Source organism: Aureimonas fodinaquatilis (genome assembly GCF_008369445.1).
In the GTDB taxonomy this organism is placed as follows: Bacteria; Pseudomonadota; Alphaproteobacteria; order Rhizobiales; family Rhizobiaceae; genus Aureimonas; species Aureimonas fodinaquatilis.
On record NZ_VTWH01000001.1, the window covers coordinates 868,550 to 892,109 of the forward strand.

Genomic DNA, 23,560 nt, shown 5'->3' on the forward strand with positions numbered 1-23,560 from the left:
TCCCGGCAACCCTCGCATTTGAGGACCGGGGGACGCCCACAGGCACGTGCGACATAGGGCAAGGTCGATATAAGAAAGCTTTTCGTCACATTCAACAGTTAATTTACCCAAATGCATATTTTTTCTGAAGCAACTCAGTGCCGGATTGGCCGACGTGATCCTGCGATACTCTGAACCTCGCAGCCTCCATGTTTGTCGCCTAGCCAGATGTGAAACGATTCCGTTTCAGCGGGAAATGCTCTAGAGCATGAAAGATTGACCATCATTTGGCAGGCGGGGCGCACGGAATGGACACACTGACACATATGCGGGCCTTTATTGCTGTGGTTGAGAATGAAGGATTTTCCGCCGCTGCGCGAAAAACCGGTCGTTCCAAAGCGCTTTTGTCCAAATATGTGCGCGAACTGGAAGATGATCTGGGGGTGCTGCTGATCAACCGCACCACGCGCCAGATTGCCCTGACCGCAGCGGGGGAGGTTTATCTGGCGCGAGCCAGTGCGCTGCTGGCAGATCTGGACAGATTGAACGACGAGGCGCGCGCCGCCACGGGCGAGGCAAGGGGAACGTTGCGGGTTAGTGCTGCGCGCACCTTTGGCGATGCGGAGTTTGGCCTGTGCCTGATTGAGTTTGCCAGGCTGCATCCGGAAATCCGGCTGGAAGTGCATCTGGACGACAATTTCGTCAATCTTCTGGAAGAGGGCTTTGACGTTGCCATCCGCATGACCCGGCTGGATGATTCGTCGATGATTGCCCGGAGGTTGACCTCGCTGGATTTTGCCATCTGCGCCACGCCGGAGCTTGTGAAGAAATATGGCATGCCGCAACACCCGCAGGATCTTGCGCAATGGCCGATCGTTATCGATTCCAATGCCCGCTCGCTTTACAATTGGACATTTCGCGATCCGGCGACTGGCGCGCCTATTCCGGTCAATGTTTCCGGCCAGTTCACGGTTAACTCTCCGGTCTCGGTGCGAATGGCCGCACTTGCGGGGCTGGGTGCGGCGCTTGAGCCCGAATTCATTGTGCGCGATGACATTGCAGCGGGGCATCTGGTGCGGTTGCTGGCGGACTATATGCCAAGCGAAGCGGGAATTTATGCAGTTTTTCCACACAGGCGGCATCTTCCTGCCCGGACAAGGCTTTTTGTTGACTTTCTGGCAACCTGGTTCCGGCAGAATTGCGCAGAGAAACAAGGCCAGGCCGCTTAATTGACTGGTGCCTTGCCCCATTTGCGAGATGGCCATGATGTTGCGTTTGTGTGCACTGCTTCTGTGTCTGCTTGTTGTGCCTGTGCACGCCGCCCCATCTGCACCCCTGTTGCCGGACCGGGCGGCGGTGGCATTTGAGGGAGACTATGAAGCTGGCACGATTGTTGTGCTGACAAGCGCCCGCAAGCTGTATCTGGTTACCGGGCCAAATCAGGCGCTGCTTTACAATATTGCCGTTGGCAAGCCCAGTGAACAATGGTTCGGCAAAAGTTGGGTATCTAAAAAGCGGGTCAACCCGACATGGATTCCGACGCCCGATATGCGCAAGAAAAATCCTGCACTGCCAAACTCGGTAGGGCCCGGCCCCAAAAATCCATTGGGCGTGCGAGCCTTGAACCTCGGATGGGGCTATTATCGCATTCACGGCACCAATGCGCCTAACTCTATTGGTGGTGCGGCATCCGCCGGTTGCTTTCGCATGTTGAATGCTGATGTGCAGGACCTGTTCGAACGGGTACATGTCGGGGCAGAGGTCGTTGTGCTGAAATAATTTCTGATCCTATTTTTGCCATTCTGCGGCAGCAAACAGGCTCTGCAGAAGGAGTGATTATGCGGCTGGCTTGTATTTGCATTGCAGCTTTCGCGGGAATGACCGTGCCGGCATTGGCGCATCCGCATGTCTTCGCCGATTCCCGAATGGAAATTGTTGGCGATGCTTCGGCAAATCTTCTGGCTATCCGCAACATTTGGCGCATGGACGAATTGTTTTCATCCAGCGTGCTGGTGGATTTTGACAATAATGCCAACAACACACTGGACCCGGACGAACTGGCGGAAATTGGTGAAACGGTGCGCCAATCCATCGCCGAGTGGGATTTCTACACGCTGATCACCATTTCGGGCCGGCCGGTTCGCCTGCAGCCGCCCGCGCAAATCCGGGCTTTGTATCAGGAGCAGCAGCTTATTCTGTTTTTTGAAATGAAGGTGGATCAGCCGATCAATCTTGCCGAGAAAACGGTGACCTTTTCCACGTTTGACGACAGTTTTTTCGTCGCCTTTGATTACGAAAGCGAAGAGGCATTCGAATTGCTGGATCTGCCAGAGCGCTGTACGCGGCAATTCACCATTCCGGATCCGGACGCTGCCGCCGCAGAATGGATGGCGCAGATTTCCATGCTTCGTCCGAATGAAAAAGTGCCAGATGATGGAATTGATTATTCCAAGGCCTTGGCAATCCACGCAGACGTGTCGTGCAAATGACCATGCGGGTTTTAGCAGCATGTCTGTTTCTGGCCGTGATGGCAGGGGCTGCACAGGCTCAGTCATCGCTTGGCATCGGCAATGCAGAAGTGGCTATCCAGCCGGGAAGCGGGCCGTTTTCAGGACTGTTTCTCTGGATAGCATCGGTACAGAGAGAGTTTTTCACCATGCTGCGGCATGCGCTCGTGGCGCTTCGGCAGGGCCATGGCGGCTTTCTGGCCCTGATCACGCTTTCCTTTGCCTATGGAATTTTCCATGCTGCGGGGCCGGGGCACGGCAAGGCGGTTATTTCCGCTTATATGCTGGCCAACACCGTACAATTGCGGCGGGGCATTGCGCTCAGTTTTGCCGCGGCTTTTCTGCAAGCCATTGTGGCACTGGTTGTCGTTGCTGCCGGATGGCTGCTGCTGCGCGGTGCAAGTCTGTCGATGTCCGGACTTGGCTGGTATCTTGAACTGGCGTCCTATGGGCTGATCATTCTCTTCGGCTGCGGGCTGCTGGCACGCAAGCTGTGGCGTTTCTGGCAGGCACGCGGTTCGGCACAACTGGCCTTTGGTTCCGCAGGTGAGTTTTCCGGAGCAAGTGCCGCGAAAGCCGGAAGCAGCTTTTCTGCTGATGCGGTGGAGCCGGGCGTTTGTGTTGCGCCGGAAGCTGACTGTGCCTGCGGGCGCATGCACATGCCGGAGCCCGCGCAACTGACTGCGCCCGGTTTTGGGCTGCGCTCCGGCCTGACCGCGGTTCTGGCCGTGGGAATGCGGCCCTGTGCCGGGGCAATTGTTGTGCTAACCTTTGCCACGGTAAACGGCATGTGGCTTGGTGGCGCCCTATCGGTGTTTGCCATGGCGCTGGGCACCGCCATCACCGTTTCTGCACTGGCCACCCTGGCGGTGCTGTTTCGCGATACCGCTTTGAAGTTTGGCGGCAAGAGCGGTTGGCTGCAGGGCGCGCTTGAAGTGTCAGGCGCGCTTCTGCTGATTGTTCTGGGTGTGGCGTTACTCGGCGGCGCCCTGCAAATGCAGGTTCCGGCCTAGTGCAGCATAGGTCGAACAAGCCTGACCGAAAGCTTCAATAATGGCAGTGGACGGCGCGTCTTTGCCCGCCAGATATTCCGGATGCCATTGAAAGCCGAATCCGAACTGGTTGTAATCGCGCACCGAAACGGCCTCGATGGTGCCGTCAGCCGCCTGAGCCTCAACCATCAAGCGGTCGGCCAGCCGGTCTACGGCCTGCCGGTGAAGCGAGTTAACCTCAATCTGTTCAGCACCGAGAATCTGCTGCAATTTTCCGCCGGGAGTCAGTTGCACGTAATGGCGCAGACCAAATCGCTCTTCCTGCGTTGGCAGGTTTGGCGGGCGATGATCCATGCGGCCGGGCAGGGTTTGAATTTCACAGGCAAGGCTGCCGCCGAGCGCCACATTCAGTTCCTGATGGCCACGGCAGATTGCCAGAAGCGGCATGTGGCGCTCAATCGCGCCGGTGATCAGGGCGGTGGAAAGCTCGTCGCGGTCGTGGTCGAACGGCATATGCGATTCACTCTCGTCAACGCCATAGCGCGATGGATGCACATTTGTTGCCGAACCAGTGGTGATGACGCCATCCACTTTTTCCAGAATGCTGGCAATATCCATTGCTGATGCCATAGCGGGAATAATCAGCGGAATAACGCCCGCAACATGCAGCGCCGCTTTCAGATAAGTGTCCGGGCTGGCATGCCATGTGTAGGTTTCAAACTGGCGAATGTCAGCGGGAATGGCGACGAAGGGTTTGTTTCTCATTCATATATTCTCATTTTGCTTCGGAGAGTTGAGCTTCCGATCCCCACTGAGATAAACAGTTTTTCATCAAAACGGGAGTGGGTCATTTAATTTATGGATGAAATAGATGTCTCTCCAGTCATTCCGGCATCTCCCGGATGGCTGATGCGCGTGGCGATTGCCCATCTTGCCAGATATCCGGCAAGCGCCGCGCATCTGGAAACGGTGCTTGCGCGCAGAATTGTGATGAAAGGTTTTGCGCGGGAAGGCAGCGCAGAGCTGATCCGCCAGACAATAGAGCGGCTGAAGGAATTGCAGTTTCTGAATGATGATGCCTTCGCCGAGGCTCGGCTGGCAACGCTGCGCCGCCGTGGGGCATCAACTGCAATGGCAAAGGCGCGTCTGGCAGATAAGGGAATCGACCGGGAAACCGTCGAAAGGGCTATGGCAGGCGATGAGACCGACGAAAGGCAAGCGGCGGAAAACTACGCACGCCGCCGCCGTTTGGGGCCGCATCGGGTGAAGGACAGAGCAGAGCGCCGCGAACGCGACATTGCAGCCATGGCCCGGGCTGGATTTCCCATCCAGATCTCCAAAGCGGTTATTGACGCTGATCCGGATGAAGAACGCGACTGAATATGGCCAAATTGCGTTAAGAGCTTGCAAAAACACAAGCGTGGTCATTGCCGCCAGCGGCCACATGCGTATAAGTGGGCCTCCAGTTTGCCTCAGGAGAAATGGAATGGCAGAGCACCACGATTTGGAACCCCTGACCTCAGCGCCGATGGATTACGCCGAGCACCAGCGGACGTATGACGGTTTCCTGTTGCTGGTTAAGTACGGAACAATCGTCACCGTTGCTATTCTGATTGGCATGCTGGCAAGTCTGATTGGCTCCTGGGGTGTGTTTGGCGGTCTGTTCGCCTTTGCCGCCAGTGGTGCAATCCTGACTGTGCTTCTACGCCAAGCCTAGCATTTCCTGTTGAACCTGGTGGTTTAACAACAGGACAATGCGGCAAACCATGAGTTAGAGCTTTCCAGGTGATCGAAAGATCACATGAAGCACATTGGTACCAACCAGCCTGCAAGCTCTCAACGTTCCGGCGGCCAACCGGCCAGCTGGCGGAGGACCCGATGAAGCTATTCGTTCCCATTGAGCGGGATGCAGAAGAAACACGCGTTGCTGCGTCACCAGACAGCGTCAAGAAACTCAAGGCATTGGGTTTTGACATTGTTGTGGAGGCCGGAGCCGGCACAAGCTCACGCATTCCCGACGAGGCGTTTGTTGCTGCCGGTGCACGTATCGGCACAGCGGCTGATGCGAAGGATGCTGATGTTGTGCTGAAAGTGCGCCGCCCGCTGCCCGCCGAAATTTCCGGCTATAAAAAGGGCGCGGCAATTATTGGCATTATGGACCCATATGGGCAGGACGAGGCACTGCAGCAATTGGCTGCTGCCGGGTTGACCGCCTATGCCATGGAGCTGATGCCGCGCATCACCCGCGCGCAGGTCATGGACGTGTTGTCCTCTCAGGCCAACCTGGCCGGCTATCAGGCTGTTATTGACGCGGCTGCGGTTTATGACCGGGCTTTTCCAATGATGATGACGGCGGCGGGCACCGTGCCTGCAGCGCGCGTTTTCGTCATGGGGGCAGGCGTTGCCGGCTTGCAGGCCATTGCAACCGCACGGCGGTTGGGCGCCATTGTCACGGCAACCGATGTGCGTCCTGCTGCCAAAGAGCAGGTTGAATCGCTTGGCGCAAAATTCATTGCGGTTGAGGATGAAGAGTTCAAAGCGGCGGAAACAGCGGGCGGTTATGCCAAGCAGATGTCGGCGCAATACCAGCAAAAGCAGGCAGAACTGACGGCCAGCCATATTGCCAAGCAAGACATTGTTATCACCACGGCGTTGATTCCCGGGCGTCCTGCGCCACGGCTCATCACCCGCCAGATGGTTGAGTCCATGCGCCCCGGCTCGGTCATCATTGATCTGGCGGTTGAGCGCGGTGGCAATGTTGAAGGCGCAATTCCCGGCGAAATAGCAGCCGTTGGTCCGGCCAAGGTCGTTGGCTATCTCAACGTGTCCGGCCGCATCGCCGCCAGCGCCTCACTGCTCTATGCTAAAAATCTGGCCGCCTTTCTTGAGACGATGGTCGACAAGGAAAGCGGTCTGCTGAAGATTGATCTGACAGAAGAATTGCAACAGGCGACAGCGCTGACCCATGACGGCAAAGTGGTGCATCCTGCATTTGCGCCTGCGGTGGATGCAGGCTTGAACCCGGCAGTTAAAGGGGAGGTCGCTTAACCATGGCAAGCGAAACCTTGGATACAACACGACAGGCACTGGATGCCGCGCAGGGTGCCATTGAGGCCGCCCGCGCCGGAGTTGAAAGACTGGCTGCAGAGCCGGGCGTCGCCAATGTGCTGGAAACAGCCGCGGGCGTGGACCCGTTTCTGTTTCATCTGGCGATTTTCGTTCTGGCGATTTTCGTCGGCTATTACGTGGTCTGGTCGGTAACGCCAGCGCTGCACACGCCGCTGATGTCGGTCACCAACGCAATCTCATCGGTCATTATTGTGGGCGCCTTGCTGACAGTGGGAATTTCCGCTTCCGGTATCGCTACAACCTTTGGCTTTTTCGGACTGGTCCTCGCTTCCGTCAACATATTCGGCGGGTTTCTCGTAACCCAACGCATGTTGGCCATGTACAAAAAGAAGGACAGGTAAAGTCCAATGTCCGAGAATTTTGCGGCCTTTCTCTATCTCGTCTCCGGCGTTCTGTTCATTCTGGCGCTGCGCGGTCTTTCCCATCCCACCAGCAGCCGGCAGGGCAACCTGTTTGGCATGATCGGTATGGGCGTGGCCATTGTAACCACGCTGCTTCTGGCAAGCCCCAGCTTTGGTGCATTGATCATCATTGTGCTGGGTATAGCCATCGGTGGTGGCGCAGGTGCCTACATTGCCAAGCGCATTCCCATGACAGCCATGCCGCAGCTTGTTGCGGCGTTTCATAGCCTTGTTGGTCTGGCCGCGGTAACGGTCGCGGCCGCGGCACTTTATGCTCCCGAAGCCATCGGTATCGGCACGGTCGGGCATATCCATGCACAGGCGTTGATTGAAATGTCGCTGGGTGTGGCCATTGGTGCCATCACCTTCACCGGCTCGGTCATTGCCTTTCTCAAGCTGGATGGACGGATGAGCGGCAAGCCAATCATGCTGCCATCGCGTCACCTCATCAACATTGCTCTGGCGGTATCGCTGGTCGCTCTGATCATTGGTTTTGCCATTACGCAAAGCTATGTGATGTTCTGGTTGATCGTGCTGGTATCGCTGGTTCTGGGCGTGTTGCTGATTGTGCCGATTGGCGGAGCAGACATGCCCGTTGTCGTGTCGATGCTGAACTCCTATTCCGGCTGGGCCGCGGCAGGCATTGGCTTCACGCTGCAAAACCTGGCGCTGATCATCACCGGTGCTCTGGTGGGCTCGTCCGGTGCCATTCTGTCCTACATCATGTGCAAGGGCATGAACCGCAGTTTCATCTCCGTCATTCTTGGCGGTTTCGGTGGGGATACAGCGGCAGCCGGCGCACAGGATCTTGGCGACCGCACGGTGAAGCAGGGTTCGGCAGAAGACGCCGCCTATCTGATGAAAAACGCCTCTCGCGTGATCATCGTTCCAGGCTACGGCATGGCGGTTGCGCAGGCGCAGCACGCATTGCGTGAAATGGCCGATACGCTGAAAAAAGAAGGCGTTGAGGTCAAATACGCCATTCACCCTGTAGCGGGCCGCATGCCCGGTCATATGAACGTGCTGCTGGCCGAAGCCAATGTGCCATATGATGAGGTGTTTGAGCTTGAGGACATCAATTCCGAATTTGCCCAGACTGATGTGGCCTTTGTCATTGGCGCCAATGACGTGACGAACCCGGCAGCCCGCGATGATCCATCTTCGCCGATCTATGGCATGCCCATTTTGAACGTTGATCAGGCCAACACCTGCCTGTTCATCAAGCGCTCCCTTGGCTCCGGCTATGCTGGCATCGACAACACGTTGTTCTACAAGGACAACACGATGATGCTGTTTGCCGATGCCAAAAAGATGGTGGAAGATATCGTCAAGGCGCTGGCTCACTGAGCCAGCGGTTTCAGGTGGGTATTCTATCGCCTGCAAGACGCAAACTATGATTTTTGGCGCATTGTCTGGCAGTTGAAATTGTACTTTTCACCCGAAACGCCTCGGTACTGAGATCCATGTAAAACGCCCCCGGCATTGAAAAATGCCGGGGGCGTTTTGCTTCATGAATCAATCAGGAAGAGATCAGGCTTGCGGCGCTCCGCCGCTGGTGCGGCCAATACCATCACGCGCCGGCTGATATTTTGGATCAAGTTGTGCGCCACGGGCAAAAGCGCGATTGGCCTTTGTGCGCTCTCCGGCAGCCTCCAGCACCAGACCCTGGTTCACCCAGAACTCCGCCCGGTTACCATCCAGTTGCAGGGCGCGGTTGATGTCGTCGCGCGCATCTTCAACATTGTTGAGCGCCAGATAGGAAATGGAACGCGCCGAATAAGGTTCGGGTGCGGTTGCTTCCATTGATATGGCGGTCGAAAAATCCTCAATCGCCTGACGGTGCTGACCATCCACCTGATACAGAAGTCCGCGATTGTGATAGGCGCGCGGGTCCGTGGTGTTCAGATCAATCGCCCGCTGAAAGTCGCTGAGGGCCTCACGGTTGCGCCCGGCGACACGATAAATGTTACCGCGCCCGATATAAGCCGTGGCGTAATTGGGGTTGATCTGCAAAGCGCGGCCATAGTCTGCTGCTGCTTCCGGCAACTTGCCCTGCTGGCGCAGCACCAAGGCGCGGTTGGCGTAAGCCTGATAATAGTTTGGATCAATCTGGACTGCTGCCGAAAAATCCTGGATCGCGCGGTCATACTGACCCGCTTGACCAAATGCCGTGCCCCGAACATTCAGCGCTTCCGGGTTTTGCGGATTGGAGTTCACCGCCGCTGTCAGCGACGAGATGTTCTCCGACGAGCCCTGCGCCTGATTCAGGTTGATGGCCTGAATTGGGGAGGTGCTTTGGCACGCCGCGACAAACATCGGCAAAGCCGTAAGCGCGGCAAGGCGCATAATCCGCGCCCCTTTGAAGCCAGATGTATTACGCATGATCGAAATCACGGAAGGTTCCCCCATCAGGTGTGCCGTACAGTCGGCTTATTCGTAGTTATAATGCGACCGAGGTTTTTAAGAAAATAAAAACCTTCCGCCAGTCGAAGGCATTTTAGCGCAGCCTTGAAGCTTCGGCATCGTGACCTACCGTGCCCAGGATCACTGCCGAATCACAAAACGCTATAATTATGTGGTTTGTCGCAATTGCGGACACAGACCGCTTTTGCGTTTTGCCCACGAAAAAGGGCGGCAGATCCGAAGACCTGGCCACCCGAAAACTCTATCGCCAGATGAATGGCGAATTATGGGCGCGCAGCCGCTGCTGGTGCAACGCGGCCACCAGGAACCAAGCCTTCACGCTGAGCGCGTTTGCGAGCCAGTTTGCGCGCGCGGCGCACAGCTTCAGCCTTTTCGCGAGCACGCTTCTCTGAAGGCTTTTCAAAGAAATTCCGCATCTTCATTTCGCGGAAGATGCCTTCACGCTGCATCTTCTTCTTGAGAGCGCGGAGAGCCTGATCGACGTTATTATCGCGGACGAGTACCTGCACGAAGTGTTCCGTTCCATTGTTTGTTAAAGCGGGGGAGGGCCCCGCTCGAAAATACGAAGCCCCTGCGGAAAGTTACCTCTCCACAAAATCTAGGCTGTCGATAGCAGATCGTCAGCCACTTGTCGAGGTTAACAATGGCGTTTTGTCGATTTAGGGCAGTTTGCCCGCGGGCATGTTGCGGGCGATGTCCTTGGCGGCGAAATTGGCAGCCCGCGCAAACGCCTCGTCTGTGTCGCCGCGGAACGAAAGCTTTCTAGCCACCGCAACTTCTCCGGTGGGTACATCAATAACATTGACCCAGCCTGACGAAATCAGCGTGCTCATTTTTTGTATAGTGCCCAGTACAATATAATCGGCTCCGGCCTCCCGCGCGGAGTCCAGAAGGTCGATGGGGCGGGAGTTTGCCGGCGTGCAGCCGCTGGACGTGCATGGAAGCTCCACGGCCGAAAGTTCTGGAATTTTTGCCAGGTCATTCTGCAGAACCTGCCGAAACAATTCCATGCGCTCGGTGTGGGCCTGAGTCTGGTCTTCCTGCTCGCCGGATGTGTCCACATAATCAAACGGCATAACCGCCAGAAGCGGCTCTGCGCTGGCCGGTAATGCCAGGAATACATATAGGCTGGCGGCCATGGCAAAACCGGTCCGCCTGGCAGTGGCTCTTTCCTGAAGAAACATTGTTCGCTTCCTTCACATGCGGAAGGTGCCCGACGGCAGCTTACGACAATTCCGCCCAAACTGCGAAAATGATCTAAGCTCCGGCAGATGATTCTCTGTGCAGAGGGCGCAAGCAGGCAAGTATGAGTGAACTGGACAGAACCGATCGCCGGATACTGCGCGAATTGCAGCTGGATGGGCGCATCACTAATGCTGAACTGGCAACGCGCATCGGGCTTGCACCTTCATCCCTGGGGGAGCGGCTGAGGCGCTTGCAGAAAGAGGGCTTCATTCTCGGGTTTGAGGCGCGCCTTGACCCGCACAAACTTGGCTTTGGTCTTCTGGTTTATGTTGAGGTGATTCTGGATGCCACCACGCCCGATGTGTTTGACAAGTTTGCCAAGGCGGTGCGTCGCACACCGGAAATTCTGGAATGTCATATGGTTGCAGGCGGCTTCGATTATCTGATCAAGACACGGCTGCCGGACATGGCTGCGTATCGCCGCTTTCTGGGCGATATTATGCTGTCTCTGCCTGGTGTGCGGGAAACGCGCACCTATGCAGTTATGGAAGAGGTGAAGAATGCGGGCCCGTTGCCAATTTGAAGAAATGGCATTTCGCGCATAATTCAACCGATTTTAATTGGTCTGAGGCGTTTTCGCGCCTTTACCTTCGCTTTATTGCACAGCAGAAGTGCACACTAAACGTAGTTGGCAAGCGACCGGGATTCGGGCGCGCATATGAGGAGACACCATGCTCAGAACTGAAACCGTTCGTAAGATCCTGTCCTGGTATGAGGGTGAAACTCCCGGCCTGAAGAGCAATCTGTCGCGTTTGTTGATGCATGGCCGGCTGGCAGGCACCGGGCGGGTGGTTATTTTGCCGGTGGACCAGGGCTTCGAGCATGGCCCGGCCCGCAGCTTTGCACCGAACCCCGCTGCATATGACCCGCACTATCTTTACGAACTGGCTATTGAGTCTGGCGTTTCGGGCTATGCCGCGCCGCTGGGCCTTCTGGAACAGGGTGCAGACACTTTCGCTGGTGAAGTGCCGCTGATCCTCAAGCTCAACAGTGGCAACTCGCTGGTCAAGACACAGGATCAGGCGTTGACTGGCACAGTGGAAGACGCGCTGCGCCTTGGCTGTGTCGGCGTTGGCTTCACCATCTATCCTGGTGCGGACGCATCCTACGGCATGATTGAGGAACTGCGCGAAATTACGCTGCAGGCAAAGTCGCGCGGTCTGATGACGGTTGTCTGGTCTTACCCACGCGGTGGCAATGTGTCCAAGGCCGGTGAAACCGCTGCTGACATTATTGCCTATGCCGCGCACATGGCGGCGCTGCTGGGCGCAACCATCATCAAGGTCAAACTGCCGACGGATGTTGTTGATCTGGCCGACGCCAAGTCAACCTACGAAAAGAACGCAATTGCGCTGGCTACAGGTGCAGAGCGTGTTCAGCACGTCATGCAGGCATCCTTCGCCGGCAAGCGTCTGGTTGTGTTCTCTGGCGGCGCAGCCAAAAACCGTGAAGAGCTGCTGAGCGAAGTTCAGTCGATTCGCGATGGCGGCGGCAACGGTTCGATCATTGGTCGCAACTCATTCCAGCGGCCAAAGGCTGAAGCGCTTGAGCTGCTGAAGCAGGTCATGGACATTTACGCCTGATTGATCGCATGAACTGGCCTTCTCGCCATGCGGCGGGAAGGCCATAATTGCTGCTGCCGCTTTACTGACCGCCGGCCGCAGCCTGCGCCAACGCTTCGGCAGGGTCGCGCGGCTCACCATTTTCATCAAATCCGGCCAGATAGGTGATGAGATTTGTCATCTCATCCGGTTTTTTTATGCCGGGAAAAATCATTTTGGTTTTGGGCACCACCGCTTTGGGATTGGTCAGCCATTCGGTCAGATTGGCTTCGTTCCACACTTTTCCCTCGCCATATGTCACAAGGTCGGGTGAGAATTTGTAGCCTTCAACAATGCCAGGCTTTTCGCCAACAATGCCGTTCAATTCCGGTCCAACCTTGTTGGCGGCGCCAGGACCAACAGCGTGGCAGGCAAGGCAGCGTTTGAAGACTTTCTCTCCCGCCGCTGCGTCTCCGGCTTCCTGTGCTGCCAAGGGTGAACACAGCATTGCCACGAAGCAAAGCCCCGTGACCAGTGTCAGATTCCGCATGTTTTCTCCCACATATTGCGGTGCCCAGCCTTGTAATGAGCATAAGCCATGCTGGCCGCATGGCAACATAGGAAATGTTCTAAAATGTCGCGGTCCGGCTGTTTCGGAGCAAAAACACAGCGCGATCGGGGAAGACGTGGCTGAATGGCTAAAAAATCCATTCGAAGTCTAAAACCTTTGTAAATAGTTCGTTAACCTTATTACTGTGATGTTTGGGATACAGAGCGTTTCTTTGTCCCGGGATCATCAATTAGGCGTAAGTTCGGCCAGAAATTGCCACAAGTCAGGGCGAATGGATGACGTGATTTTTCCGCAGACCATTCCCCGGTTTGTGGTGATGAGAACGTCGCACCAGCGACACCTGGAGAATAGAAAATGAAACGCCTTGCACTTCTTTTGGCCGCAACTGCATTCGTTACCCCGGCCTTGGCCGCTGACGTTATTTACGATGAGCCAATTGCTGCACCTGTTGCCTTTGATTCCGCCTACACATGGACAGGCTTTTTTGCCGGTGGCCAGGCTGGCGCTGCGTTCAACCGCGATTCGGGATTGTTTTCCTCGACCGGTTCATCCTTTCAAGGCGGCACCAATAACGAGACAGGTTTTGTAGGCGGCGTGCATGCCGGTTACGACTACCAGATCAACAATTTCATTGTCGGCGCGGTTGCAGACATCAGCTATGTTGATGCCACATCCAACGCCACTTATAGCCAGTTCGGACAGACATTCGGTTCCAAGCAGGACATCGACTTTCTTGGCACCGTGCGCGCCAAGGCTGGCGTTGCGGCAGACCGTATCGCCGTTTACGCAACAGGCGGCCTTGCTTATGCAAGCGTTTCCAACGACCTGATCGGCAGTGGCACTGTCACATCCGGCGGCACGGCTTATAATGTTTCGCTGGAAGATGACACGGATGAGTTCGGCTATGCGGTCGGCGCAGGCGTTGACTATCTCGTAACGCAGAACGTTTCGGTTGGTCTGGAATACCTGTTCACCGACCTCGGTTCTTCCAAGACCAAGATCAACTACACGCCAGTTGGCTCGACGGTTCCGACCGACTCGCTGACCGCGACGTCTTCGTCGGATCTCGACTTCCACACGGTTTGGGCCAAAGCTTCCTACCGCTTCAACTAAGCATTTCTCGTTGAAACATAGTGTTTCAACGGCAGGACAATGCAGCAAAGCTAAGAGTAGGACGGTTTCGGGCGGCCAAAGATCGCCTGAAGCCGTCACTTACCCAACCGCGATTAGCAACAACCGTCGGGCCATCAGTCCGGCGGTTTTTTCGTTCAAGCTAACGGCAACAGCCCAAGGTCGTTGCGCCGTGGCAAATCCGCCCCTCTGCGTGAGCAGGTGATTGCAGCGGCCTTGATCGCAAAGCTCAGCAGCTCGCGAATTTGCTGCGGCGACATGCTGCGCAAAGCTTCGGCACTGAGTTGGCCGGTTTCAGCCAGATGCGCCAGACTTGCGGCTTGAAACGTATCTCCTGCTCCAACCGTATCAATAACGGCGACTGGCAAGCCGGGTACCTGCACCTCGTGGCCAGTCGCAGAAAATGCAATTGCCCCGTGTTCAGCCATTGTCACAATGGCCATTGCCGGACCAACAGATACCCAGTCTGCAAGCACACTGTCCAACGCTCGCCCTGGGTAAATCTGGGCAAGGTCATCTTCGCTGGCCTTTACAAAGTCAGCCTGCTCCAGAATGCGGGCAATCTGCGCTCTCCAGACATCAAGGTCCGGTTCAATAGAGGCGCGAATATTGGGGTCATAGGAAATGAAGCGGCGAGCAGATTGCTGGCCAATCAGTTTCAGCAATGCTGATGCTGTGGGTTCGGTCACGGTGGTGTAGGAGCCGATGTGAATGGCAGCCAGAGCATCGGGAAATTCGTCTGGCACCTGCTCCTGCCGGATAGACCGGTCAGCGGTGCCATCAATATGAAAATCATAATCGGCAGCGCCGGATTCTGATAATGAAACGACAGCCAGTGTGGTACTGCGGCGTGTCGGGATCAGAAATTGCTGGTCAATATTTTCTGCTGCCATGAAGGCGCGGATCTTGCGGCCGAACAGATCTTCGGAAAGTTTGGTGAAGAATGCAGAATGGTGGCCGAGGCGGGCAAGCCCCAGAGCAACATTCAGCGGCGAGCCACCGATCCGGCCTTCTATATTCAAGGTTGCAATATCGTTGCCCGCCGGTTTGGCAAACAGGTCAAACAGCGCATCACCGCAACACAGAAACATCGGCTTACTCCCCCGCAATATCGTGACAGGCGTAGCAAAAATGCGAGCTGAGGAACATGGGTGTAAATTGACTCGCTGGTCGCTGGCGATAATTCCTGTGGGTTGCTAGATGAACTTGCGCCCGGCTTTTTACCGGTCGCCAAAACAATAATTCCGGAGGGCGCATGTCTGAGCCAATGCTGATCGAAGTTACCCGTGGAAAGCTGGTTGAAAGCCGGCACAACGTGCACGTTGCCGTGGTGGATGCATCCGGCGGGAAACGCTTTTCGAAAGGCGATGTTGGTCGAGCATTGTATCCACGCTCCGCTGTTAAAGTGTTGCAGGCTTTGCCACTGATCGAAACCGGTGCTGCAGATGCTGCTGGCTTGACGGATATGGAACTGGCGTTGGCATGCGCGTCGCATTCGGGCGAAGAACAGCATGCATTGGCTGCCAGCCGGATGCTGGACAAGGTCGGACTGGATGACAGCCATCTGGAATGCGGTTGCCATTGGCCGTTTGACCTATCGGTGGCAGTGGGCCTGGCACAAAGAGGTGGAGTACCAACTGCCCTGCACAACAATTGTTCTGGAAAACATGCAGGGTTTCTGTGCACCGCGGTGCATCTGAATGAGGACCCGGCTGGTTATGCGGGGGCCGGCCACAAGGTGCAGCAGCGAGTGCGGGCAGCCATGGCTGATACGGTCGGGGTGAATTTGACCGATGATCAGTGCGGCATTGATGGGTGCTCGATTCCCACTTATGCCGCGCCACTCGACGCCTTCGCCCTGGCGTTCGCGCGGCTGGTGTCTGGGCAGGGTGTTTCAGCCGATCGTGCGCGCGCAGGGCAACGCTTGATCAATGCCTGCATGGCAGAGCCGTATGCCATGTCGGGCAAAGGCCGCATGTGCCTGGCTTTGATCGAAGCGGGGCAGGGCCGGGTTTTTGCAAAAACCGGTGCCGAAGGAGTGTTTTGCGGAGCCGTGCCGGAGCTCGGACTTGGCTTCACCCTGAAGGCGGAAGACGGCACGACAAGAGCTGCAGAAAGTGCGGCGGCGGCGACATTGGCAGAGATTTTCCGTGATGAAGACGCCGAACTGGCTGAAACTTTCAGAGCGCTGGCGGTTTCCCCTTTGCGAAACTGGCAACGCACAGTTGTGGGTGAAGTGCGCCCGGCGGTCGCATAAACAGCTCAACAAAAATTGGTGATTGCATTCTTTGCTTTACCTGCCACGTTTGTTCCTTAATATAGGTCCAATGTGGGCGCCTGTTGAAATGCCCGCCGATCGTTTTCGGTGGCATCTAGAATGGGAGAAACGTTATGGCATGGAATAAACCTTCCATCGTTGAAGTGTGTGTTGCGATGGAGATCAACGGCTATATGCCGATTGAATTCTGATTGTTGCGACAATCAGTTGGCCGCGGGCGGTCAGATGACCGTCTGCGGCTGACAGTCCTGGGTTCGGCGGCGGGAGGCGGCTTTCCCCAGTGGAACTGCAATTGCGGTATTTGCCGTCTGGCTCTGGCGCAGGACCCTCGGGTTACGCCACGCACCCAATCATCCGTAACAGCCAGTCCAAACGGTCGTGACTGGTTGCTCATCAACGCATCGCCCGATTTGCGCCAGCAGATTGTGCAGGCTCCGTGGCTTGCCGCCAATGCCAGCCTGACTGATGATGCGCGTCGCGGCTCGCCCATTGGGGCAGTGCTGCTGACCAATGGCGATGTGGACCATATTGCAGGTCTTTTAACGCTTCGGGAGCGCCAGGCCTTTACCCTTTATGCCACACAGGCGGTGCTGGATATTCTTGCCGCCAACCCGGTTTTTCAGGTTCTGGCGCAGGATTTTGTCAGGCGCGTTGCGGTGACGCTTGATGAAAGCTTTGAGCCTTTGCCCGGGCTGGAAGTTGAACTGTTTTCAGTGCCCGGCAAAGTGCCTCTGTATCTAGAAGGCGATGATGTTGCCATTGGTGAAGAGGGTGAAATGACCGTTGGCGTCAGGCTGACGACCCAGGGGCGCACGGCATTTTACATTCCAGGTTGTGCCAATGCGCCGGAAGCTCTTTTGCGCCGGGTTTCAAACGCTGCTGCACTTTTGTTTGATGGCACGGTTTTCAATGATGACGAGATGCAGCGTGAAGGGGTTGGCAGCAAGACCGGGCGGCGCATGGGGCATATGCCGATCAATGGCGAAGGCGGCAGTCTGCATGCATTTGATGAGCTTGGCATTGAAGAAAAATTCTACGTCCACATCAACAACACCAATCCAATTCTGGTTGAGGGATCTGAAGAGCGTGACCGTGTAGAAGCCGCTGGCTGGCGCGTTGCCTCTGACGCAAATGAGGTGCTGGCATGAAACCAATGCTCACTCCGGCGGAATTGACCGATGCGCTGAGGCAGATCGGCGCAGAGCGTTATCACAACCTGCATCCATTTCACCGGTTGCTGCACAATGGCCAGCTTAGCCGTGAGCAGGTGCAGGCATGGGCGTTGAACCGCTATTACTATCAGTCCAGAATCCCGGTCAAAGACTCCCTCATTCTCAGCCGGCTGGAGACGCCAGAGCTTCGACGCGAATGGCGGCGCCGTATTGTCGACCATGATGGAGACGGCCAAACCCCTGGCGGTATCGAGAAATGGATTGCGCTGGGGCGCGGTGTTGGGCTCGATTCCGACTATATCGTCTCCGGCAAGGGCATTTTGCCTGCCACGCGCTTTGCGGTGGATGCCTATGTTCATTTCGTCCGCGATCGTACCCTGCTGGAGGCAGTTGCCTCTTCACTGACCGAACTGTTTTCGCCGACGGTCATTGGTGAGCGGGTGCGTGGTATGCTGGAGCATTATCCGTTTATAACCCGGGAGACGTTGGCCTATTTTGACAAACGACCAGTGCAGGCCAAGGCCGACTCCGACTTTGCCCTGCAATATTGCATCGACCACGCCCGCCGCCCGGAAGAGCAGGATGCGGTGCTGAATGCACTGCGGTTCAAATGTGATGTCTTGTGGGCGCAGCTCGATGCCTTATATTTTTCCTATGTGGAACCGGCCATGACACCGCCGGAGGCGTGGCGTCCGGGCGATGGGTTGGAGGTCAGGCAATGAACGCTTTGTCCGGCGCTGTTGTGCCCAGGTTTCCGCATGGCGTGCGGTTTCGCGAAGACAAAATCCGCGGCCGCCACATACTGGTCGGGCCGGAGCGAATTTTTGAAGCTGACGGTGTGGCAACCGAAATTTTGCGGCGGGTGAATGGCGTCGCCAGTCTGGACGCAATAGTTGCAGATCTGGCAAGCTGTTTCACCGCCGATGAAACGCAAATTCGACCTGACGTGGAAGCATTTCTGAACGAATTGTCGCAAAAGCAGATGGTGGTGCTATGAGTGAAACTCTTGAACCGCTTGTCCTTATCGATACGATAACGAAGCCACCAGCGCCTTTGGGTCTGCTGGCCGAGCTGACACATCGCTGCCCCCTGCGTTGCACCTATTGCTCCAACCCGCTGGAACTTGAAACCCGATCGACCGAATTGGATACACTCACCTGGGAGCGTGTTTTTGCCCAGGCGGCTGACATGGGCGTCATACATGTGCATCTGTCGGGTGGCGAGCCAACCGCCCGGAAAGATATTGCACAACTCGTCGGGGCGGCGGCGCAAGCCGGGCTTTACACCAATCTCATCACTTCCGGCGTTGGTGTTTCCATGGACACGCTGGATGCCATGCTGGCCGTCGGACTGGACCACATTCAGCTTTCCATGCAGGGCGCAGACGCCGGCGTGACAGAGCAGGTTGGCGGCATGAAAGGCGCTTTCGAGCGCAAGGAGGCCTTTGCCCACGCGGTGGTGGAACGCGGCGTGCCGCTGACATTGAACGCAGTCATCCACCGGACAAACATTCATCAGGTGCCGCAAATGGTGCAAAAGGCGCTGGACCTTGGCGCCAAGCGGCTGGAGGTTGCGCACACGCAATATTATGGCTGGGCGCTGAAAAATAGAGCGCAGTTGATGCCCGAGCGTAAGGATGTGGACCGCACCATTGAAGAGATCGAGGAAGCCCGGGAGCGCCTGAAAGGCAGGCTGGCCATCGATGCGGTGTTCCCGGATTACTACGCGCGCTACCCGAAACTGTGCAACGGCGGCTGGGGTTTGCGCACATTCAGTGTAACGCCATCGGGCGTGATGTTGCCGTGCCATGCGGCACAGACCATCAAACATCTGGAGTTCTGGTCGGTGCGGGAACACTCGCTGGCTGAAATCTGGGAAAACTCCCCCGCATTCAACGCTTATCGCGGTACAGACTGGATGCCGGAGCCGTGCCGGAGTTGCGAGCGCAAACATGTTGATCTGGGCGGTTGCCGCTGCCAGGCGCTTGCCCTGACGGGCGATGCGGGCAACACAGACCCGGTTTGCATCAAATCGCCTCTGCATGATGCCATTGGAGAACTTGCCCGAACCGAGTCAGAAGTGGCCTTACCCGGCCCCTCGACCTACCGGCAGTTTCGCAGTGCCGATGGGCGCACTCCATGATCTTGTGATCTGTTGAACAGCTTCCATTCGGGCAGTCAGCGGTGATACGTTTTCGTTGCCGCTGGGGATGCTACAGCCAGCGTTTGTAGCGAAAGAATGCCAGCGGCAGAATGGCGGAAATGAACATTCCCAGAATTGCGGCAGGGTAGCCGAAGCTCCACGTCAGTTCCGGCATGTCGGTGAAGTTCATGCCGTAGATCGAAGCGATGAGCGTTGGAGGCATGAAACCGACGGCGGCCACCGAAAAGATTTTGATAATGGCATTCTGTTCAATCGAAATCATGCCGACGGTGGTGTCGAGCAGGAAGCTGGTTTTGTTGTTCAGAAAGGCAGCGAAATCATTCAGGGATTGAATGTCGCGCGCCATCGCCTTGATGCGGGTTTTCAGTTCCTTGGGGGCTTTTCGCCTGTCGAAAACCAGTTGGGCAAAGGGCAGCAGCCGGTCAAATGTTGCAAGCCCTTCCCGCGTGCGGGAGGCAAGGTCTGCACAGCGCCCAATATGGCGCAGCATTTCCTTGTAGCGGGCCGTGGGAGTTGGCGTGCGGTTTTCCGAAGCGTTGAAAATTTCCTTGGCAGCGGCATCCAGATCAACCGCGGTGCCCTCCAAAAGGTCAGCCACCCTGTCTACCACGGCCTCCAGCAGGCCAAGCATGATTTCTTCCGAGCGGGGTGTTCGGGTCCGTCGGGCGGGCGAAATGCCGGCCTCCACCTCTGCCACACTGGCCAGTGCCATATCGGCGACAACCGGCTCGCGGCACAGTTTCGAGGCGTAGATCTCAAAGCTCTTGGGCTCGCTGTAGCGAAGGGTGATGAGTTTCTTGCTGACCAGAATGAATGTCACAGGCGCAAAATGAGCCACACCTGTCTGGTGTTTGCCGTGTGGCAAAGTCAGCGTCATAAAGTCCGCGCCGTCCTCCGAATAAAGGCGGCTGGATACCTCAATCTCGCGCATTTCTTCCGGGGTTGGCACGTCAATTTGCAACATCGCTTCAATCGCCGCGACTTCTTCAGCCGTGGGGTTGAGCATGTCAATCCAGATCGCATCCACCGGCGGTCTGGCTGCTGAAGCACTGACCGCCTTGATCCGGCCATCGGCATAAACATAACCAGTAATCATGACGGACCAGCTTTCTCGAAAAGCCGAAAGGGGAAATGGTCAGATAAACTGTGCCAGAGCCGGCACCGAAGCTATGGCACGGTCCACCACCTCGTCACCGGCACTTGCGCGGGCGGCCGAGATGAATTCTTCCGCCATATCACGAATCTGGCCCATATCCAGCCCAAGACCCATCAGCCTGGAACCAAGCGCCATAATGCCGCCTTCGCCATCATAGCCATCCGCATCGCCGAGCGCCTCTGCGGCTGCCGGGGTGGCGGCGATCATGGCGGCGATGGAGCCGTCCTGACTCTCCGCCTGCATATAGGCCAGTATATAGCCGATGGCCTTGCGTGCCATTTCCGCTGGAACATCAGCGGTAGCGCCAATCCGGGTGAAATATTCGTCCATCGTGGTCGTCATCCTGCATGTGCTTTGGCTGCTGGCCGAATAACAGTTTTGCAGCGCAATAGCAAAGGGCAGGGCGTTGGGGATCAACCTTCGATATCGGTTTCCTTGAATCTCAATTCGACGTAGAACTGTGGCGAAATGTTCGCGGAGGTTGTTTTTATGCAGGATGCAGAACGTTTGCTGCTTGGCGCCACGGTCGGGCCTGATGGTCCGGTATCTGAATATCTGGATTTCAAATATGCCAATCGGCATGGCATCGTCACCGGGGCAACCGGAACCGGAAAAACGGTGACCTTGCAGGTTTTGGCGGAAGGCTTTTCCAACGCCGGCGTGCCGGTGTTCTGTGCCGATATCAAAGGCGACCTTTCCGGGTTGGCCGAAATTGGCGAGCAGAAGGACTTTCTGGTCAAGCGGGCGCAGGATATCGGGCTGAACCCTTATACCAACGACAGTTCGCCGGTGATTTTCTGGGATCTGTTCGGAGAGAAAGGCCACCGCGTTCGCACCACCATTTCCGAAATGGGCCCGCTGTTGCTTTCCCGGTTGATGAACCTGACGGAAGCACAGGAAGGCGTTTTGAACATCGCCTTTCGGATTGCCGATGAAGAAGGCTTGCTGTTGCTGGACCTCAAGGACCTGCAGGCAATTCTGGGCCATGTTGCCGAGCGCGCGGATGAGCTGTCCCGCAAATATGGCAATGTGGGCAAGGCCAGCGTCGGGGCCATTCAGCGGCAGTTGCTGATACTGGACAATCAGGGCGCTTCGTTTTTCTTTGGCGAGCCGGCTTTGTCCATCAATGATCTGATGCGCACTGACCGCACCGGCAAGGGCATTGTGTCGGTGCTGGCTGCCGACAAGCTGATGAACAACCCAAGGCTCTATGCAACATTTCTGCTGTGGCTTCTGTCTGAAATGTTCGAGGAACTGCCAGAAGTGGGCGATCTCGACAAACCAAGGCTGGTGTTCTTTTTCGACGAAGCGCATTTGCTTTTTGACGATGCGCCCAAGGCCCTGGTTGACCGGATTGAGCAGGTGGTCAAGCTGATACGCTCCAAAGGCGTGGGCGTGTATTTTGTAACGCAAAATCCGCTTGATGTGCCGGAATCCGTTCTGGCGCAGCTTGGAAATCGCATTCAGCATGCGCTGCGCGCCTATACTCCGCGTGAAGAAAAGGCCGTAAAGACCGCTGCTGATACATTTCGCCCCAATCCGGAATTCAACACATTCCGCGCCATCACCGAGCTGGGAGTGGGCGAGGCGCTGGTTTCGACTCTGGGCAAGGGCGGCGTGCCTTCAATGGTTCAACGCTGCCTTATTCGCCCGCCCGCCGGGCGCATTGGCCCGGTGACGGATGCTGAAAGGCAGGGTCTGATTCAACGCAGCCCGGTGTTTGGCGTTTATGACCGGATGGTTGACCGTGAGTCGGCCTATGAACTGCTGGAAGCGCGAGCCGCCAAAGATGAGGTGCAGGCAGAGCAACCCCGGGAAGACCGCCGTTTGCCTGTTCCCGATTTTGGCCGCGAACCTGCCCAGCGTGCTCCTGCACAGGAGCGTCCGGCACCGCGCCCGCGTGCAGGCTATCAGCGGCAAACCGTTGCCGAAGCCGTCATGAAACAGGTGGGGCGCACGGTCGCCACAACGTTGACGACTGCGATTCTGCGCGGCGTGCTTGGCAGTTTGAAACGCGGAAAATAGAGCAGCGTTTCCAGTACATTCCCGTTGAAACGGTGCGTTTCAACGGGAGGGCAATATGTCAGGCGATGTGTCGGTGCGTTCCGGATGATCGCAGGATCAGATGGAAACGCCGTTGACAGGTCAAACAATACGGGCGCTGGCACTTTGATTGACAATGACGGTTGCGCCATTTTCGGCGCGATCGTACAGGTCAATGATGTCGTGGTTCATGAAGCGCACGCAACCGGATGAAACTGCCTTGCCGATGGTCCACCATTCCGGCGTGCCATGCAGCCGATACAGCGTGTCGCGCCCGTTCTGGAAGAGATAAAGCGCCCGTGCGCCAAGCGGATTTGTCAGACCCGGTTCCATGCCATTGCGGTAGACTTCCAGCTCTGGCTGCCGTGCAATCATTTCACTGGGCGGTGTCCAGCGGGGCCATTGCCTTTTGAATTGCACCCTTGCACGGCCATCCCATGAAAAGCCGTCCCGACCAATGCCCACGCCATAGCGCATGGCGGTGCCGCCGGGTTGCACCAGATAGGCAAAGCGGGTTGGCGTATCAACAATGATGGTTCCAGGCGCTTCCGGCCCCCGATAGGTCACTTCGCGCCGCAAAAATTGCGGGTCCATGCGCTTCAGGTCAATTGCCGGAATGTTGAATCCGCCATCCTGAATTGGGCCATAAGCCAACTGGTACTCTCGCGAGAATCCCGAAGATCCGCTGCCATCGACGATCGACGCCCGGTCCCCCGAAGTGGCACAACCGGCTAGCGAGAGCATGGCCGTTGCACCCAGCCCGGTCAGTATCTGACGTCGGGAAATTCCGGAATTATCAGAAATATCTGTCATAATTTCGCCTGTAAA

26 protein-coding genes and 1 pseudogene are annotated in these 23,560 nt (G+C 56.6%); 18 read left to right on the forward strand and 9 right to left on the reverse strand.

Annotated features, from left to right (window positions below; translation table 11 throughout):
* Positions 1-287 precede the first annotated feature (287 nt).
* Genes FPY71_RS04025 through FPY71_RS04040 form a run of 4 tightly spaced genes read left to right on the forward strand, consistent with a single transcriptional unit; the run spans position 288 to position 3,499 of the window.
* Complete coding sequence (locus FPY71_RS04025) at positions 288-1,208, forward strand: LysR family transcriptional regulator (protein WP_149297844.1); 921 nt, start codon at positions 288-290, stop codon at positions 1,206-1,208.
* A gap of 34 nt (positions 1,209-1,242) precedes the next feature.
* Positions 1,243-1,758 (forward strand): L,D-transpeptidase, encoded by a 516-nt coding sequence (locus FPY71_RS04030; protein WP_149297846.1) that lies wholly within the window; start codon positions 1,243-1,245, stop codon positions 1,756-1,758.
* A gap of 59 nt (positions 1,759-1,817) precedes the next feature.
* Positions 1,818-2,468 (forward strand): DUF1007 family protein, encoded by a 651-nt coding sequence (locus FPY71_RS04035; protein ID WP_149297848.1) that lies wholly within the window; start codon positions 1,818-1,820, stop codon positions 2,466-2,468.
* A gap of 2 nt (positions 2,469-2,470) precedes the next feature.
* The gene (locus FPY71_RS04040; RefSeq protein ID WP_246160123.1) at positions 2,471-3,499 is read left to right on the forward strand and encodes a nickel/cobalt transporter; all 1,029 of its coding nucleotides are present in this window, start codon (positions 2,471-2,473) and stop codon (positions 3,497-3,499) included.
* On the opposite strand, the gene FPY71_RS04045 is transcribed toward FPY71_RS04040, so the two are convergent.
* Positions 3,461-4,243: a gamma-glutamyl-gamma-aminobutyrate hydrolase family protein gene (locus tag FPY71_RS04045; protein WP_188052194.1), complete on the reverse strand. Its 783-nt coding sequence runs from the start codon at positions 4,241-4,243 to the stop codon at positions 3,461-3,463. The genes FPY71_RS04040 and FPY71_RS04045 overlap by 39 nt on opposite strands.
* A 93-nt stretch (positions 4,244-4,336) precedes the next feature.
* Here FPY71_RS04045 and FPY71_RS04050 point away from each other — a divergent pair, with 93 nt between their 5' ends.
* From FPY71_RS04050 to FPY71_RS04070, 5 genes are all read left to right on the forward strand, one after another.
* The gene (locus tag FPY71_RS04050) at positions 4,337-4,858 is read left to right on the forward strand and encodes a regulatory protein RecX (RefSeq protein ID WP_149297850.1); all 522 of its coding nucleotides are present in this window, start codon (positions 4,337-4,339) and stop codon (positions 4,856-4,858) included.
* A gap of 106 nt (positions 4,859-4,964) precedes the next feature.
* Positions 4,965-5,195, forward strand: coding sequence for an aa3-type cytochrome c oxidase subunit IV (locus tag FPY71_RS04055; RefSeq protein ID WP_149297852.1), 231 nt, complete (start codon positions 4,965-4,967; stop codon positions 5,193-5,195).
* A gap of 161 nt (positions 5,196-5,356) precedes the next feature.
* Positions 5,357-6,526: a Re/Si-specific NAD(P)(+) transhydrogenase subunit alpha gene (locus FPY71_RS04060; protein WP_149297854.1), complete on the forward strand. Its 1,170-nt coding sequence runs from the start codon at positions 5,357-5,359 to the stop codon at positions 6,524-6,526.
* A 2-nt stretch (positions 6,527-6,528) separates the two neighbouring features.
* A complete protein-coding gene (locus FPY71_RS04065; RefSeq protein ID WP_149297856.1) occupies positions 6,529-6,948 on the forward strand; it encodes a proton-translocating transhydrogenase family protein in 420 nt (139 codons plus the stop codon).
* A gap of 6 nt (positions 6,949-6,954) precedes the next feature.
* Positions 6,955-8,355 (forward strand): NAD(P)(+) transhydrogenase (Re/Si-specific) subunit beta, encoded by a 1,401-nt coding sequence (locus FPY71_RS04070; RefSeq protein ID WP_149297858.1) that lies wholly within the window; start codon positions 6,955-6,957, stop codon positions 8,353-8,355.
* A 183-nt stretch (positions 8,356-8,538) separates the two neighbouring features.
* On the opposite strand, the gene FPY71_RS04075 is transcribed toward FPY71_RS04070, so the two are convergent.
* The 3 genes from FPY71_RS04075 to FPY71_RS04085 form a co-directional block, all read right to left on the reverse strand.
* Entirely contained in the window at positions 8,539-9,390 is an 852-nt protein-coding gene (locus tag FPY71_RS04075) for a tetratricopeptide repeat protein (protein WP_149297859.1), read from the reverse strand.
* Between the two features lie 305 nt (positions 9,391-9,695).
* A complete protein-coding gene (gene rpsU, locus FPY71_RS04080; protein ID WP_149297861.1) occupies positions 9,696-9,941 on the reverse strand; it encodes a 30S ribosomal protein S21 in 246 nt (81 codons plus the stop codon).
* 150 nt (positions 9,942-10,091) lie between these two features.
* Entirely contained in the window at positions 10,092-10,616 is a 525-nt protein-coding gene (locus FPY71_RS04085; RefSeq protein ID WP_149297863.1) for a DUF2380 domain-containing protein, read from the reverse strand.
* Between the two features lie 122 nt (positions 10,617-10,738).
* Between FPY71_RS04085 and FPY71_RS04090 the strand changes: the two genes are divergently transcribed.
* Together FPY71_RS04090 and FPY71_RS04095 are read left to right on the forward strand one after the other, a co-directional pair.
* The gene (locus FPY71_RS04090) at positions 10,739-11,200 is read left to right on the forward strand and encodes an Lrp/AsnC ligand binding domain-containing protein (RefSeq protein ID WP_149297865.1); all 462 of its coding nucleotides are present in this window, start codon (positions 10,739-10,741) and stop codon (positions 11,198-11,200) included.
* A 148-nt stretch (positions 11,201-11,348) separates the two neighbouring features.
* Entirely contained in the window at positions 11,349-12,260 is a 912-nt protein-coding gene (locus FPY71_RS04095; RefSeq protein WP_149297867.1) for a class I fructose-bisphosphate aldolase, read from the forward strand.
* 61 nt (positions 12,261-12,321) lie between these two features.
* Here the strand turns inward: FPY71_RS04095 and FPY71_RS04100 are convergent, their stop codons facing one another.
* Positions 12,322-12,768, reverse strand: coding sequence for a c-type cytochrome (locus FPY71_RS04100; RefSeq protein WP_149297869.1), 447 nt, complete (start codon positions 12,766-12,768; stop codon positions 12,322-12,324).
* A gap of 375 nt (positions 12,769-13,143) precedes the next feature.
* On the opposite strand from FPY71_RS04100, the gene FPY71_RS04105 reads away from it, so the two are divergent.
* Positions 13,144-13,902, forward strand: a complete 759-nt coding sequence (locus FPY71_RS04105; protein WP_149297870.1) for an outer membrane protein — start codon at positions 13,144-13,146, stop codon at positions 13,900-13,902.
* Positions 13,903-14,057: 155 nt separating this feature from the next.
* Here FPY71_RS04105 and FPY71_RS04110 read toward each other — a convergent pair whose 3' ends face one another.
* On the reverse strand, positions 14,058-15,011 hold the full coding sequence (locus FPY71_RS04110) for a carbohydrate kinase family protein (RefSeq protein ID WP_149297872.1): 954 nt from the start codon (positions 15,009-15,011) through the stop codon (positions 14,058-14,060).
* A 164-nt stretch (positions 15,012-15,175) separates the two neighbouring features.
* Between FPY71_RS04110 and FPY71_RS04115 the strand changes: the two genes are divergently transcribed.
* The 5 genes and pseudogenes from FPY71_RS04115 (at position 15,176) to pqqE (ending at position 19,512) form a co-directional block, all read left to right on the forward strand.
* Entirely contained in the window at positions 15,176-16,177 is a 1,002-nt protein-coding gene (locus FPY71_RS04115) for an asparaginase (RefSeq protein ID WP_149297874.1), read from the forward strand.
* Positions 16,178-16,311: 134 nt separating this feature from the next.
* The gene (gene pqqA, locus FPY71_RS18825) at positions 16,312-16,389 is read left to right on the forward strand and encodes a pyrroloquinoline quinone precursor peptide PqqA (protein ID WP_083507769.1); all 78 of its coding nucleotides are present in this window, start codon (positions 16,312-16,314) and stop codon (positions 16,387-16,389) included.
* A 42-nt stretch (positions 16,390-16,431) separates the two neighbouring features.
* Positions 16,432-17,346 (forward strand): pyrroloquinoline quinone biosynthesis protein PqqB, encoded by a 915-nt coding sequence (gene pqqB, locus FPY71_RS04125; RefSeq protein ID WP_149298682.1) that lies wholly within the window; start codon positions 16,432-16,434, stop codon positions 17,344-17,346.
* Positions 17,343-18,367: pseudogene (pqqC, locus tag FPY71_RS04130) on the forward strand (pyrroloquinoline-quinone synthase PqqC). The gene pqqB and the pseudogene pqqC overlap by 4 nt, the downstream one beginning before the upstream one ends.
* A complete protein-coding gene (gene pqqE, locus FPY71_RS04140; RefSeq protein WP_149297879.1) occupies positions 18,364-19,512 on the forward strand; it encodes a pyrroloquinoline quinone biosynthesis protein PqqE in 1,149 nt (382 codons plus the stop codon). Before pqqC ends, pqqE begins: the two are co-directional and overlap by 4 nt.
* A gap of 70 nt (positions 19,513-19,582) precedes the next feature.
* Here pqqE and FPY71_RS04145 read toward each other — a convergent pair whose 3' ends face one another.
* A complete protein-coding gene (locus FPY71_RS04145; RefSeq protein WP_149297881.1) occupies positions 19,583-20,629 on the reverse strand; it encodes a magnesium transporter CorA family protein in 1,047 nt (348 codons plus the stop codon).
* Between the two features lie 39 nt (positions 20,630-20,668).
* Positions 20,669-21,031: a DUF2267 domain-containing protein gene (locus tag FPY71_RS04150; protein WP_246160124.1), complete on the reverse strand. Its 363-nt coding sequence runs from the start codon at positions 21,029-21,031 to the stop codon at positions 20,669-20,671.
* A 147-nt stretch (positions 21,032-21,178) separates the two neighbouring features.
* Here FPY71_RS04150 and FPY71_RS04155 point away from each other — a divergent pair, with 147 nt between their 5' ends.
* Complete coding sequence (locus FPY71_RS04155) at positions 21,179-22,714, forward strand: helicase HerA-like C-terminal domain-containing protein (RefSeq protein WP_149297883.1); 1,536 nt, start codon at positions 21,179-21,181, stop codon at positions 22,712-22,714.
* A 120-nt stretch (positions 22,715-22,834) separates the two neighbouring features.
* On the opposite strand, the gene FPY71_RS04160 is transcribed toward FPY71_RS04155, so the two are convergent.
* Positions 22,835-23,545 carry a L,D-transpeptidase gene (locus FPY71_RS04160; protein WP_149297885.1) on the reverse strand — a complete coding sequence of 237 codons (711 nt, stop codon included), beginning with the start codon at positions 23,543-23,545 and terminating at the stop codon, positions 22,835-22,837.
* Between the last annotated feature and the right edge of the window lie 15 nt (positions 23,546-23,560).